Raw genomic sequence first — 16,701 nt, 5'->3', positions numbered from 1 at the left:
TTGGGAGAATGCTGTACCGGTTTCCGGTATGCTTGCGCCACCTGAACAGCCCCTTGGCCAGATTGACCGGGGCCAGATAGCCAAAATCGCCATTAACCGATAGAGATTCATCTTTTGACTGCCAAGTTTCCCTTTACCGCCACCTGCCCCAAGGGGCTGGAAAACGTGCTGGCTGACGAACTGCGCTCCCTTGGCGCAGCCGTCGAGCGCGAGCAGCCGGCCGCCGTCCGCTTTTCTGCAGATCTGGCAATGGCTTACCGCATCTGCCTGTGGAGCCGGATTGCCAACCGGGTACTGCTCAATGTGGGACAGGCGCGTGTTGAAAACGCCGAAGACCTCTATCGCGCGGTGGTGGCGGTTCCCTGGGAAGAGCACATCAGTCCGACCGGTGTGTTGTGGGTGAACTTCTCCGGTACCAACCGCGAGATACGCAACAGTCAGTTTGGTGGGCAGAAAGCCAAGGATGCGATTGTCGACCGTTTGCGCCAGGCGACCGGGGCGCGCCCGGATGTCGACAAGCGGGATCCGGATTTGTCAGTGATGCTGCGTCTGCATCGCGACAACCTTGAGATCGCCATCGACCTGTGTGGCGACAGTCTGCACCGCCGCGGTTATCGCACCCATATCGGCGCTGCGCCGCTGAAGGAAAACCTCGCCGCCGCATTGCTGATGCGTGCGGGTTGGCCGCGTATTGCGGAAGAGGGCGGTGCGCTGCTCGATCCCATGTGCGGGTCCGGTACCTTTCTCGTGGAAGGGGCTCTGATGATCGCAGACGTCGCGCCCGGGTTGATGCGCGAGGGGTTTGGGTTTGAGCGCTGGCTCAACCACCAGAATGATCTGTGGCTGCCTTTGCGGGAAGAAGCCTTGCAAAGACGCGCGGAGGGGTTGGCAAAGCCTCTACCCGAAATTCGCGGATACGATGCGGACGCCAAGGTGTTGTTCGCGGCGGAGTCGAATATCGCCCGTGCCGGGCTTGAAAAACATGTGCGTGTAAGTTGCCGTCCCGTTGCCGCATTCAAGGTGCCCAGTCATCGACAGGTAAAACCGGGCCTGGTAATCACCAATCCGCCTTACGGTGAGCGTCTCGGCGAGCAGGAAGAGCTGCGGGAAACCTATGCGGAGTTGGGGCGTCAGTTGAAGCAGGAATTTGGCGGTTGGAAGGCTGGAATCTTTACCGGTAACCCCGAACTGTGCCATTCCACAGGCTTGCGCTCCCATAAACAGTACAAGTTGTTTAACGGCAGTATCCCGAGTCAGCTGCTGTTGTTTGATATCCACCAGCAATCGGACGCGGCCAACGGCGGAGACGGCAGCGGGCGGGCAGCGCCGCGACTTTCCGAAGAGGCGCAAATGGTGGCCAATCGGCTGCAGAAGAACCTGCGCAATACGGGTAAATGGGCTCGGAAGAACGGTATAACCTGCTATCGTCTTTACGATGCCGATCTGCCGGAGTACGCCGCTGCCATCGATATTTATGAATCTGTAGAAGGGCAGACTTACGCGCATATTCAGGAATATCGCGCGCCCGCCAATATTCCCGAGCAAAAGGCCCGCGCGCGTTTGTCCGAACTGGTGCGGGCAACCCGCCATGTGCTGGAGTTGCCGGGGCGTAATGTTTCCATCAAGGAGCGTCGTCGCCACAGCCATAAAGACAGTGGTAGCCAGTACCAGAAGCGGGGCGAGGCCGCGCAATCTTTCTGGGTGGACGAATACGGGGCCCAGCTGGAAATCAATCTGTGGGATTACCTGGATACCGGCCTGTTTCTGGATCATCGCCCGGTTCGCCAGTACCTGAAGAAGCTCGCGGCGGGCAAAAAACTGCTTAACCTCTTCTGTTATACGGCAACTGCCACGGTGCAGGCCGCGCTGGGTGGCAGTAGTGAAAGTACCAGTGTGGATCTGTCCAAAACCTACCAGGCCTGGGCGCAGCGCAATTATCGCCAGAACGGGCTGGACCCGTATCGGCATCAATTGATCGAGGCGGATTGTCTGCAGTGGCTGGAAGCGGCCCAGCAGAATCGTCGTGGTCACTACGATGTGATATTTCTCGATCCCCCCACCTTTTCCAACTCCGCGAAAATGCGTGGGGTGCTGGATATCCAGCGGGATCATGCTGATCTGGTTCGCCAGTGTATGGCTTTGCTGCGCCCGGGTGGCACCCTGCTATTTTCGAACAATCTGCGCAGTTTCAAAATGGACAGTGACGTGCAGCAGGAATTTGCCGTGGAGAACCTGTCATCCAGACTGCTGGACAAGGATTTTCAGCGCAATCCGAAGATACACAACGTGTGGGAAATCAAAGCGCGTTAACTGTTGAGGGAAGGTGATGGAGCTTTGCTCAAAGCTCCATTACCAAACGGAAGCCCACTTCTTTTGAGGCAGCCCGCTCGCTGAGACCGGTGCGGTAATCCGAGGTGATGTTGCGCAGAGGCTCACGCATGGAGCCGCCGCGGATCACGCGCAGGTCGCAGTTTTTCAACTGAACCGGTCGCGCGTCATTGCGGTGATTGGTGAAGTCACCGAGGAAGCAGTCCTGCACCCACTCCCCCACATTGCCTGCGGTATCGTACAGGCCGTAGGGGTTGGCCTTGTAATTACCCACCGGTGCACTGGAAATACTGAACAGGGAATTGAATTCACTGGCGCACCCGCGGCGACAGTTGGCTTTGCCCTTGGCGCTGCCGTCGCCCCACCAGAAGGGAGAATCGGTTCCGCCGCGGGCAGCAAATTCCCACTCGGCTTCACTGGCCAGACGGTATTTCTGCCCGGTCTGCTCGCTCACCCATTCGGCGTAGTCCCGGGCGTCCTGCCAGCTCACATTGATTACCGGACGATTGCCCCGGCCCCAGTTTTCATCTGAAGGCAGTGAGTGGCCGGTGGCTTTGGCGTAGCGATCGTAATCATTGAACGTCACTTCGTGGGCGCCAATGGCGTAGGGACGATCGATGGTGATTTTATGTTCCGGGCTGGTAAACGGACGACGCTTGTTGCCCATGGTGAATTTACCGGGGGAGACCACCACCATTTCAGGACCTTTGCCGCCGGAGGCGAGTGGTGACTGGAAGCTCCTGCCCGGGAAAAACTTGCGTTCCAGTTGTACGGCCAGATTCACATCTGCATTGTCGATCTCTATCCAGCGGCGCACGCTGCTGTATCCGGCCTTGCTCACTTCAATATCGTAACGTCCCGGCTCCAGCGCAATGCCGGGCGTGTAGCGCGGCACGATGTTCATGATGCGAATGCGTGCATCTTTGGGTTTTACCGACACCTTCAGGGAGTAGGTGGGAACCTGTTCCTCTACTGGAGGCTCGTCCTGCACCACGCCTTGCTCTTGGGGCTGTGCTGAAAGTGCATCTGCAGCGGGTGGCTGTCTGGGGGAATCCGCGACAATGGACTGAGCGCCCGAGCTTGTTGCAGTCGGCACTTGTGCGGGCGGTGCGGTCGTTTGTTCGCTGCGCATCACCGGGCGCAGCTGGCGGGCCTCATCCGCGTCAGCGGATTGCAGTGGCCCGGGGATGGACTTGTCAGTGGGTTGCGCACTGTCACTACCTGGCGCAGGAGCCGGCAGCAGGATATCTGAGGTGATGTCCACGGCATCGTTTACCAGGCCGGACTCGCTCTGCCACTGGAATTTGTTGCTGAACAGACTGAACAGTACCCAGACCAGAACCAGGCTGACGACGATCAGGCCCGCAAAATGTCGCGAGCGCTGTTTGATCGGCACACTCTGCTGCATCACTTGCTGGATGCGCATGATTGTCTGCTGTTCCGCGCGCGGGTTCTGCTGGTGCATCGGCTTGTCGCGCCATCGTGCCCAGGCAGCGGTGACGCGGTCGCTGAGGGTTCCGTAGAGCGTCATCAGCAGCGCGCGCAGCAGGCTGGAGACGCGCACGGATGTATTGCTCATCTTCGTGGTCGACGTCGGGGTTTTGCCATCCAGCGCTGCCAGCAGCTGGTCGATCGCATCCACCACGTCGAGACCGCGCTGGAAGCGCTGGTCCGGATCTTTCGCCAGGAAGCCGTCGATCAGCCCCTGGTACAGGGAGTGGCGCGCTGGCAGGCGGGGAATCGGATCGGTGAGGTGCTTGATGGCAATGGCCACCGCTTCTTCTGCCTGAAAGGGCACCGCGCTGGTGAGCATTTCGTAAAACACGACGCCGAGGCTATAGAGATCTGCGCGGCCATCTACCGCGGCACCGCGCGCCTGCTCGGGACTCATATAGTGCGGTGTGCCAACCACCATACCAGTATTGGTCATGCGGGTAGTGCGGGCGACGGCGCGTGCCACCCCGAAATCTGTGAGTACCGCGGAGCCGTCTTCGCGAAACAGGATGTTTTCCGGTTTCAGGTCTCGATGCACATAGCCTTTGTTGCTGGCGTGATCCAGTGCCATCGCAATCTGGCGGGTGATGTGCAGAGCTTCCAGGGGCTCGAGGGCGCCTTTGGTCAATGCATCGGCAACCGAACCACCTGGCAGGTAGTCCATGGCAATGTAATTGAGGCTGCGGTAGCGACCGATGTCGTGAATGGCGACGATATTGGGGTGGGAAAGCTGGCCGACGATATTGGCTTCGCGCTGGAAGCGTTCACTGAAAATGGGGTCGGCGTTCAAAACCGGGGACATGACTTTAAGCGCTACCTGCCGTCCCATGCTGCGCTGGGTGGCGAGATAGACGGTAGACATGCCACCCTGATTGATTTTCTTCAGGATCTGGTAGCCGGGAATTTCCAGCGAGGCGGTGCCGCTGCTGACAACTTCCATTCGAGCCCGTTCCTAATTTATCCGTTTAGCAGCTGCCAGGCCGCGTACGCACTTATTGATAAAATAATCGCAATTGTAGCGACTCTGGCGACTATTGTGCCTCGGGCAGAAAAGAATTGGCGGGACTCAGGTTGCTCAGTTGGTGTGCGGGAGTTCTGATTTTCGCGATCTGGCGCAATGCTGTGCGGAGAGCTGATCACCTGTACGGTGATATTGTCGCGACCGCCGGCATCCAGTGCCGCGGCAATTAGAAATTCACTGGCGCGTTGGTTGTCCGGATTGCGGGTGAGTACCTCGCAGATTTCGGCCTCGCTGACATCATTACTGAGGCCATCACTACACAGCAGCAATTTTTGTCCGGCATTCCAGGAAAATGACGCGCGGTCGATTTCAAGGCTGGGGTTGGCGGTGCCGCCAATGCAGCGGGTAATGACATGGCGGTTCGGGTGGCTGGCGGCTTCATCCTGGTTGATCGCCCCGGAATCCACCAGCATCTGCACATAGGAGTGATCGACGGTGAGCTGTTTGAGGCTTCCGTGGGGATCGGTGTTTTCTCCCGGCGGGGTCCAGAGGTAGGCGCGGCTGTCGCCGACCCAGTAGATATGGAAGTAACCGCCATCTTCCGCCACGACCACGGCGGTAGTGCCCATTGCGGTTGCGGTGTTTTCGTCACCAACCAGCAGTGCGTGGGCCCGCCGCAGGGCTTGTTCGTAATGGCGGTCGGTGGCGGAAGACCGTTGAATTTCTTCAACCACTGTTTGGCTGGCGATCTCTCCGGCCTGGTGGCCTCCAAGACCATCTGCAACTACCCATACGCCACGGGCCTCGTCGCCCCAGAAGGCGTCCTCGTTCTGTTCGCGGCGGTATCCGGTATGAGTGGCGCCCGCGCTGCGCTTCGTTGTGCTGATGGCGGGGTGGCTCACACCACTTGGGCGTTCCCGTACTTTGGCTTCACTCACTGGTATGCAACTACCTGTTACCTGTCGTTATTGTCGAAAGCGCCAAACCGCTCAATTCCATGCGGTTTTTACACTTCCATACTAGAGCCTACGGGCATTGTAAGCTGCAAACGGAATCACAGGCCAATGAATTTGGCCGTGATAAACTAGCCAGACATAAATCCCACTCACCCGGACCAATTTGGTCTGGATGACGGAAAAAAGAAGTTTGGGCTGAATACTCTGACAATACCTGTGGCTCTGGCTATCGCGTGTTCTAAGCAACTGGGCTCGACACAAGATAGGGGTGGTCACGAGGTGGTTAAAAATTGTACACCCTCGCGTGCTTTTAAGGAAGCCGGACAATGTTGAAACTTTGTGACGTAAAAGATGCCAGCCAGAGCGTATGGCTGGTGGCTCCCAAGGTGACCATCGGAAGGGCCAGTCAATGTGACCTGACACTATCCGATGCTTCGATCGCCAAGCTTCATGCGGAGATCCTGGTAGATGGCGAAGAGCTTGAGCTGCACAACCTGGCCGGCAACGGCCAGGTGGCAGTGAATGGCAAGCCGGTGGAGGGTAGCTGTCGGCTGGCGCGCAACGACCGGGTGCAGCTGGGTGAGCGCAGTCTCGCCGTCGTGGACCCCAAGGTGACTCGCCTTAAGGCAGCCGGGGCCGCAGCCAATGTTTCCTGGGCGTTGCGCGCCAATCATCCGGCAATCGTCGGCCGTGTGTTTCCGGTGCGTGAAACCAGCATTGTGGGACGATCTGACGAGTGTGATCTCACGTTTGCCATGTCCCACCTTTCCCGTCGCCACGCCCGCCTGGAAGTGCGCGAAGGACTGCTGTTTGTGGTCGACCTAGGGTCAGCCAATGGCACCTACCTGAACAATCAGAGAGTCACGGAATGTCGCGTGCGCCGTGGCGATGAGCTGCGTTTCGACAGCCTCAGTTTCAGTGTGGTGGGTCCGGCGGACGATATCGACAAAACCACCGTGCGCCAGGCGATCACCTTGCCGGAGTCCGTGCGGCAAAGCGCCTCGCTGGATCAGGCGATGCAGCGCGGACAGGCACGCAACGCCGCCGCCTCCACATCGGAGCCTGATACTTCAGGGTACGGTGATGCCCCTAACAGCACCTATGCAAGCGCCTCGGCTGGAGATTCCGCAACGGCCAGCCGCGGCTGGCTGTGGATTTGCGCGCTGGCAGCAGGCCTGGCTGCAGCGGGTTACTTCTGGGCCCAGAGCCAGGGATTGGTGTAACGGTGTCTGACCGAGCGCTTATCCTGTACACCACGCTCGGCTGCAGCCTGTGCGAGAAGGCCAAGGAAGAAATCTGGCCGGTCCTGGAGGCTAATCAACTGCGTCTGGAGTCGGTGGATATCGCCGACGACGAGCAGCTGACCAGGCTGTTTGGCTGGAGTATCCCGGTGGTGGGGCTGGGGGATGTGGAGGATGTACTCTGCTGGCCCTTTACCGCCAGTGAGCTGTCACAGTGGCTACAGGCGCGGCTCGGCCGCGCCTGATAGCTAGTTCTTCGCGTTTTCTCTTTTCTTTTCCTGCCTTCAAACGGGCCTTGCTGGCTTCCGGTTCCGGTTACAGTTTGGCCTCAGCCTCATTTTTCCTGAGTAGTTGCGTCTTATCGCCGCTGCGGTAGGCATAAATCACCGAGTAAGACAGCACGTTCTGCACGTACTTGCGGGTCTCGCTGTAGGGAATCGTCTCGATCCAAATATCAAATGGCAGCTTCTTGTCGGTGTCCTTGAGCCAGCGGGAAACCCGCGTCGGCCCCGCGTTGTATGCGGCGGCAGCGAGAAAGCGATTGTTGTCGAAACGATTCAGTAGCGAGTTGAGGTAGAAAGCGCCCAGGCTGATATTGGTGCTGGGGTTCAGCAGGTCCCAACTGCGGCGATAGGGAACACCGGCCTTGCGCGCCGTGGCCCTGGCGGTGGAGGGCAGCAGTTGCATCAGGCCCATGGCGCCCGCATGGGATTTGGCATCGTGGCTGAAATGGCTTTCCTGGCGGGCAACCGCGAGCACCAGATAGGAATCCAGTGCGGTTTTCTTGCCCATGCGACCGGCCACGTCGGAGACGATATCGGAAAAGGCGAGGGGGAATCGCAGCTCCAGGTCATCCAAATAGTCTGCTGCCAGGATCGATTGGATCGACTTGTGATACCAGCCCCAGGAGCTCGCCACCTTGCCCGCAGTCATCAATTCTTCCGTGGTCATCTTGTCGGTGGCGTAATCCCATTCCCGGCGGGCGTGGTAGAACTCACCGATCGCCTGTAATTCCTCGGCACGCTGCATTCCAGGCAGGGCCGCGACCTTGTTCACCAGCTCGGGGGTAATCGGCGCCGGGCGATCCACAAAGCTGTAGTCCTTGCCGAGGGTGTCGGAGGCGAGAAAACCGTAGTAGCTGCGCTCTTTCGCTGCTTTCTGCAATAGCTGCTGAGCCAGTGCCGAGCGCTCGGCTTTCTTCTTGTTGCGTGAGCCGAGCTGTTCGTTGATCGCACGGGCTTTCCAGTAGAGCCAGCGGTCCCAATTCTGGTCGGTTTCCGGCAGCTGATCGATCCAAAACTCGACCTGCGCCCAGTCCATTTCGCGCAGTGACTGGCGGATCAACCACTCGGATGTGCGCAGATCGAAAAATCCCGGATTTGATTTGATCAGTTGTTCCAGGCCCTTCTGGTCATCCTGGCGGGCAAACTGCAGTGAGAGGTAGCGCAGGAAGCGGTCGCGCTCCTCGTTATTGAACAGGTAGCTGGCGCTGTAGTGTTGCCAGGCTTGACTGGTCTTTTGCGCATCCCGCGAGGCGAGACGGCGCAGGCCGATGGTAACGATGTCGCGGTAATCGGGATCCTTCCCGGTGAAGCGCTCGTAATTGAGCAGGAGATCCGGATCGCGGTAAACAGAGCGCATCAGTTCGGCGCGCTTTGCGCGGTCTTTGTCCAGTCTGCGTGCAATGAAACTGGCCAGATCCAGGTTGCCGGCCCGCACCGAGAGGGTGTGGCGTTGCCAGGCGCGATCCTGGGTCAGGCCGCCATCTTTCATCCAGCGGGCGAAGGCGGGGTCGCACTCCTTCGGTTGCGAGGCGCCCACGGTCCACAGCTCTTCAATCAGCGCGTAGGCCTCTTTCTTGTCGCCGTGGCGGGACAGGGCATCGACGTAATAGCAGCGCAGCTGGGTGCGGCGGATCTCGTCAGGACGGTAGTATTTCAGGTAGGCGCGGAAGCGCTCGCGGCTGCCGAGTTCACGCAGCACCCGCACCCGCATCCAGTCGCCGATGGCGGTACCCTCATATTTCTCGAGGAATGCGTCGATGTCGTCATAAGGGAGGCGTGAGAGCCTTTTGCTGATGTTCCAGTAGTCGATATACGGCAGCAAAGGGTAGTCTTTCAGCTCTTTCTTGAGCTGTTTCAGGCGGCGCTGATCATTGCGGGCAATGGCAAGCCGCGCCTCCTGCAGTTTCTCTCTTTTGGCGACCGCGGCCTGGGCGGCCTTGACCTCTTTGCTTTCCGCTTTGGGCGGAGTCGCCACCGAGGGTGCGGTACGGCTGGTTTTGGCTACTTGTTGCGTACGTGCTTCGGCGCCAACTGCGAGGTTGGAAACCAGCAGTGCCATGAAAAGAATGGCGAGTCCTGTGCTGCCAATCGACATACTGAAAACCCGATTGAGAAATCGCTTATTCGAAGGAAGCAGAATAAAGCGTAAAATGTCCTTTTTCACCCCGGCACCGGTAAAAACTGTGACGGCGGACGCCTTCGAGCGCGCTCGCGGTAGATTTATACTGGTGCCCCAGAAATATTGTAGTGCTTATTTATGTTGCTTCAGTTGGATGGCGTTTGTTTACGCTATGGCGTTCAGGTGCTGGCGGATCACGTCGATGCGAAAATAGAGCGTGGAGATCGGATCTGTCTGGTAGGGCGCAATGGCGAGGGCAAGTCCAGCTTGTTAAGCCTGATCGGTGGCAGGGGAGATCCCGATGAAGGGGAGATCATCCGCCAGAGTGGTACCGTGCTGGCGACTCTGGAACAGGCGTTGCCGGAGGATTGCACACACACCGTATACCGCTACGTGGCCGAGGGCCTGGGGGATGTTGGTACCTGGCTGGCGCAATACCGCGAGAATCTGGACCCGGACCTTCAGGCAAAAATCGAAAGCGCCCACGGATGGGAGCTGCTGGCAAAGATCGACAGTGTGCTTGACCGGCTTGATCTGGACGAAAGCGCACGGGTCATGGACCTTTCGGGCGGATGGCAGCGCCGCGCGGCATTGGCCCGCGCCCTGGTAACCGAGCCTGACCTGCTGATCCTCGATGAGCCTACCAACCATCTGGATATCGCGGCCGTTGAGTGGCTGGAGAATTTCCTCGCCACTTATCGCGGCGCACTGTTGTTTGTGAGCCATGACCGGGCCCTCGCGCAGAGACTGGCGACTTCCGTGTGGGACCTGGATCGCGGCCGCCTGCGGGTATTCAATTGTCCATTTGATCGCTACCAGCAGGAAAAGGAAAAGCTGCTGGAGGAAGAGGCGCGCAACGACGCGCTGTTCGATAAAAAACTGGCGCAGGAAGAAACCTGGATCCGCCAGGGTATCAAGGCGCGCCGCACCCGTAACGAGGGGCGGGTGAGGGCGCTGCAGGCCCTGCGCCGGGAACGTCAGGCGCGGCGCGAGCGCCAGGGTGTGGCGAAGATGGCGCTGGACTCGGGCGAGCGTTCTGGCAAGCTGGTGGCGGAACTGAAAGGCGTTACTTTCGGCTTCGAAGGTGATGCTGCGCCGCTGATCCGCGATCTGGATTTCACCCTGATGCGGGGCGACAAGGTCGGCCTGATCGGCCCCAATGGCGCTGGTAAAAGTACCCTGATTCGCCTTTTGCTGGGGGATATCGAACCGCAAAGCGGCAATATCCGCCTCGGTACCAAGCAGCAGGTGGCGTACTTTGACCAGCGTCGCGACACGCTCAATCCGGACCTCACGGTAGTGGATAATATCGCCGAGGGCCGTGAAAACATCGACGTGGGCGGCAGCAGTCGCCACGTGATGTCTTACCTCAGTGATTTCCTGTTCACCGGCGTGAAAGCGCGTACCAAAGTGGGCTCCCTGAGTGGCGGCGAGCGCAATCGAGCATTGCTGGCCAAGCTCTTTAGCCAGCCGGCAAATATCCTGGTGCTGGACGAACCGACCAACGACCTGGATGTGGAGACCCTGGAGCTGCTCGAGCAGCTGCTGATGGATTTCTCCGGTACCGTGTTACTGGTGAGCCACGACCGTGCCTTCCTCGACAATGTGGTGGAGAGCTGCCTGGCATTCGAAGGGGACGGCGTGGTGCGCGAGTACGTCGGTGGTTACCAGGACTTCGTTCGCCAGGAAGGACGCTTCCTCAGTGCGGAAGAGCAGCTCAGGACTCGCAAGCAGGGCGCGGCGGAAGCCGTGTCAGAAAAGCCTGAGCCGCAGGCGGAGAGCAAGCCCAAGCCGGAGAAGAGTAAAAAGCTCAGTTACAAACTGCAGCGCGAACTGGATGCTTTGCCGGCAAAAATCGAGTCGCTGGAAAATGAAATTGCGGCGTTTGAGGAAGAAATGGCGGCACCGGATTTTTACCAGCAGGACAGCGACACGGTGCAGCAGCGCCTGCAAGCGCTGGCGGATGTGCAGCTGGCGCTGGAAGAGGCGTTCGAGCGTTGGGCAGAACTGGACAGCATGTAACCGCTCGCGGCGATGAGCGCTTTGAGTAATAAAATCATTTCGGGGGCGCTGGCCCCCGTTTTTATTCGCTTGGTGCGTGCACGCGCACTGCGAGTACGTCGCACCCCGCACCGTGCAACACCCCATTCGCGGTTGAGCCCAGCAGCAGGGCCAGCCCGTGACGGCCGTGACTACCAATGACAATCAGATCGCAGCCGGACTCCTCTGCCAACCGGTGGATTTCCGTTGCCGGCTGTCCCAGCAGCACATGCTGGCGGTCTGCCGGGATATTCAGGTTTGCTGCGGCTTTGCGCAGTTGTTCCTTGGCCTGGTTTTGCAGCTGTTCCTGGACTTCTGACAGGTCCATGGGAACATCGCCGCCATAGGCGAAGGTCAGGGGTTCGATGATGTGCGCGAGACTCATCTGCGCGCCGCTGCATGCGGCGAGCTCCGCTGCGCGATCCAATACCTGAGAGGATTCTTCAGAGAGGTCCAGTCCAACCAGAATGTTGTTGTAGCCTGCCATGGGGCCCCCGCGGTTTGGGTAAGTTTCTTGAGTATGTTAACTGTATGGGTGCGGGCAGATACCTCAAGCCCGGTCACTTTATTGAGTCTACTTTAAAAAAACGGACTTGACACAACCGCCAGCTTGCGGAGAAAAATGCGTGCCCCGAAAGGGATTCTGCGCTAACCGCGCTGAGTTGCACACAAGTTCATCAATTGACAGGGAAAACTCATCATGGCCAGCTGGTTGCCAATTGTCGTTATTTTTTTCGCCGTCGCCCTGGTGATCGGCCCCGTCATGTGGCTGAAACCCAGTAGCCGCGACCGCAAGCTCGCAGAGCTGCGCCAGCGTGCGGCCTCGTCGGGCATGAAGGTGCAGATGCAGCCGTTGCCCGCCTCCCAGGGGCAGGGCAATGCCGCGGTGTATTTCTCCCAGTGGCGCAACCCGCGCCGTCTGCAGACGGGTTGGGGGCTGGAGTTACAGCGTATGGAGCACGAGATGCACTTTGACGGTGTGTGGGATTGGCGCAACGGCCGCGAGGCCCCGGAGGCCGCTCGCTCGGCACTGAAAGAGCTGCTCGGTATGTTGCCGGCAGACGTGAGCGCAGTTTATGCAAACGACAGCGGCCTGGGTGTGCAGTGGCGGGAGCGCAGCGGTGATGGTGGCCTGTCAAAGCTTCAGGAGGCGCTCACCAGCATGCGCCCGGTAATAGAAGAAGCAATACGTCAGTCCACACCGCGGCAGGAAGAGGGCGCCGATCAGACCCGCTGACTGGTGATCGGGTGGCCGGCGTCGCGATCTGGTCTACTGTTTCTAGCGTTCCTCCTGGTATTGCTGCATAGGCAGAGTGGGCACTTGATGCGGGTGTCCGGAGGGTTTTTCCGGGTTGTCAGCTGGCCTGAACCATTGGTCGATTGATCGGTCACAACCGGTTACGAAGCATACAATTTGGTCATCAATTTGAGATGCTCGCTTGACCGCACTGGGGGCGAAGCATATATATTCGCGCAGCGCACAGTCGATTACGGCCGCTGCCTAAAGTGCGAAAGCAGTAAATTTTCTATTAAAAATCAAAAGCTTATGGGTAAATCACTGGTCATCGTCGAGTCGCCGGCGAAGGCGAAAACGATCAACAAGTATCTCGGAAAGGACTTTGTGGTGAAGTCCAGTATCGGTCACATCCGGGATCTTCCCACCGGCGCTTCCAACAAGCAGCCGGTCGACGCCAAGGAGCGCGCTCGTCGCGCAGCGGAAACCCGCAAGCTGTCTCCCGAACAGAAAGAGATCTACAAGCGTAAGAAAGGCCGCGAGCAGTTGATCAAGCGGATGGGTATTGATCCCGATCACAACTGGGAAGCGCACTACGAAATTTTGCCCGGCAAGGAAAAAGTCGTGGACGAGCTGCGCAAGCTCGCCGCGAATGCCGACCACGTCTATCTCGCAACGGACTTGGACCGCGAAGGGGAGGCCATTGCCTGGCACCTGCGGGAAGCCATTGGCGGCGACGAAACCCGCTACCGTCGCGTCGTGTTTAACGAGATCACCAAGTCTGCGATCCAGGAAGCGTTCAAGGATCCTGGGCCGCTGGATATCGATCGGGTCAATGCGCAGCAGGCGCGTCGATTCCTCGATCGCATCGTGGGTTATATGGTGTCGCCCTTGCTGTGGGAAAAGGTTGCCCGCGGTCTGTCTGCCGGGCGTGTGCAGTCTGTAGCGGTGCGGCTTGTGGTCGAACGCGAGCGCGAAATCCGCGCGTTTATTCCCGAGGAATACTGGAATCTGTTTGCCGATACGCAAACCGCCAAGTCCGATGCCCTGCGTCTGGAAGTCAAAAAACAGGCGGGCGAGGCTTTCCGTCCCACCAATGAAGAGCAGGCCATGTCGGCCGTCAAAGCGCTTCAGTCCAGTGACTTTGAAGTTACCGCTCGCGACGACAAGCCCACCAGCTCCAAGCCCAGTGCGCCGTTTATCACTTCAACCCTGCAGCAGGCCGCCAGTAACCGGCTCGGCTTCAGTGTGAAGAAAACCATGATGATGGCCCAGCGATTGTATGAAGCGGGTTACATCACCTACATGCGAACCGACTCCACCAACCTCAGTGCCGAGGCGGTATCATCGGTGCGCGAATTTATCGGCGAGAATTACGGCGATAAGTACCTTCCGGAAAACCCCAACCGCTACAGCAGCAAAGAGGGCGCCCAGGAAGCGCACGAGGCGATTCGCCCCTCTGACGTTCGCGTCAAACCGAACATGCTGTCCGGTATGGAGCGCGATGCCGAGCGTCTGTACACCCTGATCTGGCAACAGTTTGTGGCCTGTCAGATGACCCCGGCCCAGTTTACTTCTACCTCCGTGGTGGTGACCGCAGGCGATTTTGAATTGCGCACGCGCGGCCGCGTGATCCGTTTTGACGGTTTCCTCAAGGTCGCACCGGCGCAGAGCAAGAAAGATGAAGACCTGGTGCTGCCGGATATCAAGGTGGGTGAAAAACTCAACCTGCAGAAGCTGGACCCGAAACAGCATTTCACCAAGCCGCCGGCCCGTTTCAGCGAAGCGGCACTGGTAAAAGAGCTTGAGAAGCGCGGTATCGGCCGTCCATCCACCTACGCGTCGATTATTTCTACCATCCAGGATCGCGGCTATGTCCGTCTGGAGAACCGCCGTTTCTATGCGGAAAAGATGGGTGACATTGTTACCGATCGCCTCAGCGAAAGCTTTACCGACCTGATGGATTACGGCTTCACTGCCAGTCTGGAAGAGTCCCTGGATACGGTGGCGGAAGGCAAAAAGGGTTGGAAAGACCTGCTGAATGAATTCTATTCCGACTTCAGCAAGCGTCTCGAAGTCGCCCAGGACAAAGACGGCGGCATGCGTCGCAACGCGCCTACCGACACCGACATTGAATGCAGTAGCTGCGGTCGCCACATGCAGATCCGCACCGGCTCTACCGGTGTATTCCTGGGTTGTTCCGGTTACGCGCTGCCGCCGAAGGAGCGCTGCACCAACACCATGAACCTGGTGTCCGGTGAAGAAGCCGTGGATGCGGACAGGGACGAAGAGGCGGAAACCCGCCAGTTGCGGGACAAGCGTCGCTGCAGCAAATGCGGCACCGCCATGGACAGCTACCTGGTGGACGAACACCGCAAGCTGCACATCTGCGGTAACAACCCGGACTGCCCCGGCTTTGAGGTGGAAAAAGGCACCTTCAAGATCAAGGGCTACGATGGTCCGGTGATCGAATGTGACAAGTGCGGTGCGGACATGCAGTTGAAGTCCGGTCGTTTTGGCAAGTACTTCGGCTGTACCAGCGAAACCTGCAAGAACACCCGCAAGCTGCTCAAGAGTGGCCAGCCGGCGCCGCCCAAAATGGATCCGGTACCCATGCCCGAGCTGCCCTGCGAAAAGGTGGATGATACGTATATCCTGCGCGATGGCGCCTCGGGTTTGTTCCTGGCGGCGAGCCAGTTCCCCAAAAACCGGGAGACTCGCGCACCGCTGATCAAGGAACTGCTGCCGCACAAAGACGAGATCGACCCCAAGTACAGCTTCCTGTTCTCGGCACCCACCGAGGACAACGAGGGTCGCGACACAGTGGTCCGCTTCAGTCGCAAGACCCAGGAGCAGTACGTCCAGAGTGAGGAAGAGGGCAAGGCGACCGGCTGGAAGGCGTTCTATCGCGACGGTAAATGGCAGGTAGAGGCACCGGCCAAGAAGGCGCCCGCGAAGAAAAAAGCAGCCGCCAAAAAAGCACCTGCTAAGAAAAAGGCCGCAGCGAAAAAGGCCCCGGCCAAGAAGGCTGCAGCCAAAAAAGCGCCGACAAAGTAGGTTGCCCCGTGAGTAATCCGTATACGGGTACCGTGGCATCGGCCCTGCGTCGATGCCAGCTGATCCTTCAGTCTCCCGCATCAGAGGCGGAACAGTCCAACCCGCTGTCGCCGGAGGCGCTCTACGAGAGTGCCCTGTGCCAGGGCGCGCTGCTGCAATTGTGGCGCGCCTACAAGGCGTTTCTGGCAGAGCAGGGGCATCAGTTGCAGCTGGGCTTTGCGCCCGGTGGCGAGCCGGAAACTGCGCATGCGCTGGCACAGCTGGTGGCTTCGCGTGGCAAGTTCAGTGCTGAGGTCAACGAGCTGGTCAGCCTGGCGGAGAATCCCGACAGCTGGTTCCAGGGGCTGGAAGCAGCCTGGCGCTCCCTGTGGCACCCTGCCGGGGGCGCGGCCCCGTCGGCGGCGGATTCTACCGGTGCGCAAAGCCTGATCCCTGTGCGTCAGCTGGATACTCGGGCGCCCGAAGCTCTGAATCGGGATTCCCTCGGGAAGTGGCTTCGCGCCCTGAATGAGCTGATCCTGCGTCAGCGCGCCCACGGTCAGGAGTGGTAACTCCCGCCATCAACGGCCCGGTTGAGGTTCAAGCCTGGGCGGCCCCGCCCACTGATTAATCATTTGCCGCTGTGTTACACTGGCTTCAAATCACGCCGAGCCCGATACCCGGTCGCGCTCTCGGTTATGTGGGCGGCCGGTGTGAGGTAATTGAGAAGTAATTGGAGAAATGAATGTCTTCTGAGACCTACGAAATCATCGAGTTGTCCAATGGTGATGTAGCGCTGCGACGCGCTGGTCACAAGGAGGACCCGCTGGTGCGTATCCATTTCTCTGAGGAGAGTCTCGAGTTTCTGCGCGAACATAAGATTGCCATTGCGCGGGCCATGCTCGAGGCCGGCATCGAGGCGGTACAGGATATCAACGAGCTGGAGCCGGAACCCTTCGAAGAAGAGGAAGTGGATATTACCGAGCACACCATCCACTGAGGCGGTCT

General features: G+C 59.0%; 12 protein-coding genes. 8 read left to right on the top strand and 4 right to left on the bottom strand.

The features are described 5' to 3' along the window. Positions 1 to 114: 114 nt before the first annotated feature. The gene (gene rlmKL, locus ACONT6_RS09330) at positions 115 to 2,310 is read left to right on the top strand and encodes a bifunctional 23S rRNA (guanine(2069)-N(7))-methyltransferase RlmK/23S rRNA (guanine(2445)-N(2))-methyltransferase RlmL (RefSeq protein WP_428821428.1); all 2,196 of its coding nucleotides are present in this window, start codon (positions 115 to 117) and stop codon (positions 2,308 to 2,310) included. 28 nt (positions 2,311 to 2,338) lie between these two features. Here the strand turns inward: rlmKL and ACONT6_RS09325 are convergent, their stop codons facing one another. Both ACONT6_RS09325 and ACONT6_RS09320 read right to left on the bottom strand, forming a co-directional pair. Next, positions 2,339 to 4,762 carry a protein kinase domain-containing protein gene (locus tag ACONT6_RS09325; RefSeq protein ID WP_428821427.1) on the bottom strand — a complete coding sequence of 808 codons (2,424 nt, stop codon included), beginning with the start codon at positions 4,760 to 4,762 and terminating at the stop codon, positions 2,339 to 2,341. A gap of 17 nt (positions 4,763 to 4,779) precedes the next feature. Beyond that, positions 4,780 to 5,721 (bottom strand): PP2C family protein-serine/threonine phosphatase, encoded by a 942-nt coding sequence (locus ACONT6_RS09320; RefSeq protein ID WP_428821426.1) that lies wholly within the window; start codon positions 5,719 to 5,721, stop codon positions 4,780 to 4,782. Between the two features lie 344 nt (positions 5,722 to 6,065). On the opposite strand from ACONT6_RS09320, the gene ACONT6_RS09315 reads away from it, so the two are divergent. Both ACONT6_RS09315 and ACONT6_RS09310 read left to right on the top strand, forming a co-directional pair. Continuing rightward, a complete protein-coding gene (locus ACONT6_RS09315) occupies positions 6,066 to 6,962 on the top strand; it encodes an FHA domain-containing protein (protein WP_428821425.1) in 897 nt (298 codons plus the stop codon). A 2-nt stretch (positions 6,963 to 6,964) separates the two neighbouring features. Then, positions 6,965 to 7,225 carry a glutaredoxin family protein gene (locus ACONT6_RS09310; protein ID WP_428821424.1) on the top strand — a complete coding sequence of 87 codons (261 nt, stop codon included), beginning with the start codon at positions 6,965 to 6,967 and terminating at the stop codon, positions 7,223 to 7,225. A 70-nt stretch (positions 7,226 to 7,295) separates the two neighbouring features. Here the strand turns inward: ACONT6_RS09310 and ACONT6_RS09305 are convergent, their stop codons facing one another. Beyond that, positions 7,296 to 9,359, bottom strand: a complete 2,064-nt coding sequence (locus tag ACONT6_RS09305) for a transglycosylase SLT domain-containing protein (protein WP_428821423.1) — start codon at positions 9,357 to 9,359, stop codon at positions 7,296 to 7,298. A 162-nt stretch (positions 9,360 to 9,521) separates the two neighbouring features. Here ACONT6_RS09305 and ACONT6_RS09300 point away from each other — a divergent pair, with 162 nt between their 5' ends. Then, positions 9,522 to 11,405 carry an ATP-binding cassette domain-containing protein gene (locus ACONT6_RS09300; protein WP_428821422.1) on the top strand — a complete coding sequence of 628 codons (1,884 nt, stop codon included), beginning with the start codon at positions 9,522 to 9,524 and terminating at the stop codon, positions 11,403 to 11,405. A 61-nt stretch (positions 11,406 to 11,466) separates the two neighbouring features. Here ACONT6_RS09300 and ACONT6_RS09295 read toward each other — a convergent pair whose 3' ends face one another. Next, positions 11,467 to 11,910, bottom strand: a complete 444-nt coding sequence (locus ACONT6_RS09295) for a universal stress protein (protein ID WP_428821421.1) — start codon at positions 11,908 to 11,910, stop codon at positions 11,467 to 11,469. 213 nt (positions 11,911 to 12,123) lie between these two features. On the opposite strand from ACONT6_RS09295, the gene ACONT6_RS09290 reads away from it, so the two are divergent. The 4 genes from ACONT6_RS09290 to ACONT6_RS09275 all read left to right on the top strand — a co-directional run bounded on the left by ACONT6_RS09290 (position 12,124) and on the right by ACONT6_RS09275 (position 16,693). Continuing rightward, positions 12,124 to 12,660, top strand: a complete 537-nt coding sequence (locus ACONT6_RS09290) for a hypothetical protein (protein ID WP_428821420.1) — start codon at positions 12,124 to 12,126, stop codon at positions 12,658 to 12,660. Between the two features lie 309 nt (positions 12,661 to 12,969). Beyond that, a complete protein-coding gene (gene topA, locus ACONT6_RS09285) occupies positions 12,970 to 15,714 on the top strand; it encodes a type I DNA topoisomerase (protein ID WP_428821419.1) in 2,745 nt (914 codons plus the stop codon). Between the two features lie 8 nt (positions 15,715 to 15,722). After that, on the top strand, positions 15,723 to 16,265 hold the full coding sequence (locus ACONT6_RS09280) for a DUF6586 family protein (protein WP_428821418.1): 543 nt from the start codon (positions 15,723 to 15,725) through the stop codon (positions 16,263 to 16,265). 173 nt (positions 16,266 to 16,438) lie between these two features. Beyond that, a complete protein-coding gene (locus ACONT6_RS09275; protein ID WP_181253008.1) occupies positions 16,439 to 16,693 on the top strand; it encodes a hypothetical protein in 255 nt (84 codons plus the stop codon). The last annotated feature ends 8 nt before the right edge of the window (positions 16,694 to 16,701 follow it).

Origin of the sequence: Microbulbifer sp. MCCC 1A16149 (assembly GCF_050368945.1) — a bacterium.
Classification (GTDB): domain Bacteria; phylum Pseudomonadota; class Gammaproteobacteria; order Pseudomonadales; family Cellvibrionaceae; genus Microbulbifer.
The sequence above is the reverse complement of the archived record's forward strand: the minus strand, read 5'-3'. Positions and strand labels throughout refer to the sequence as shown.

Bases quoted from the DNA above. Each gene is read 5' to 3' on its own strand.
- ACONT6_RS09325 (WP_428821427.1), bottom strand. From the start codon at position 4,762: ATGGAAGTTGTCAGCAGCGGCACCGCCTCGCTGGAAATTCCCGGCTAC.
- ACONT6_RS09315 (WP_428821425.1), top strand. From the start codon at position 6,066: ATGTTGAAACTTTGTGACGTAAAAGATGCCAGCCAGAGCGTATGGCTG.
- ACONT6_RS09305 (WP_428821423.1), bottom strand. From the start codon at position 9,359: ATGTCGATTGGCAGCACAGGACTCGCCATTCTTTTCATGGCACTGCTG.
- ACONT6_RS09300 (WP_428821422.1), top strand. From the start codon at position 9,522: ATGTTGCTTCAGTTGGATGGCGTTTGTTTACGCTATGGCGTTCAGGTG.
- ACONT6_RS09295 (WP_428821421.1), bottom strand. From the start codon at position 11,910: ATGGCAGGCTACAACAACATTCTGGTTGGACTGGACCTCTCTGAAGAA.
- ACONT6_RS09290 (WP_428821420.1), top strand. From the start codon at position 12,124: ATGGCCAGCTGGTTGCCAATTGTCGTTATTTTTTTCGCCGTCGCCCTG.
- topA (WP_428821419.1), top strand. From the start codon at position 12,970: ATGGGTAAATCACTGGTCATCGTCGAGTCGCCGGCGAAGGCGAAAACG.
- ACONT6_RS09275 (WP_181253008.1), top strand. From the start codon at position 16,439: ATGTCTTCTGAGACCTACGAAATCATCGAGTTGTCCAATGGTGATGTA.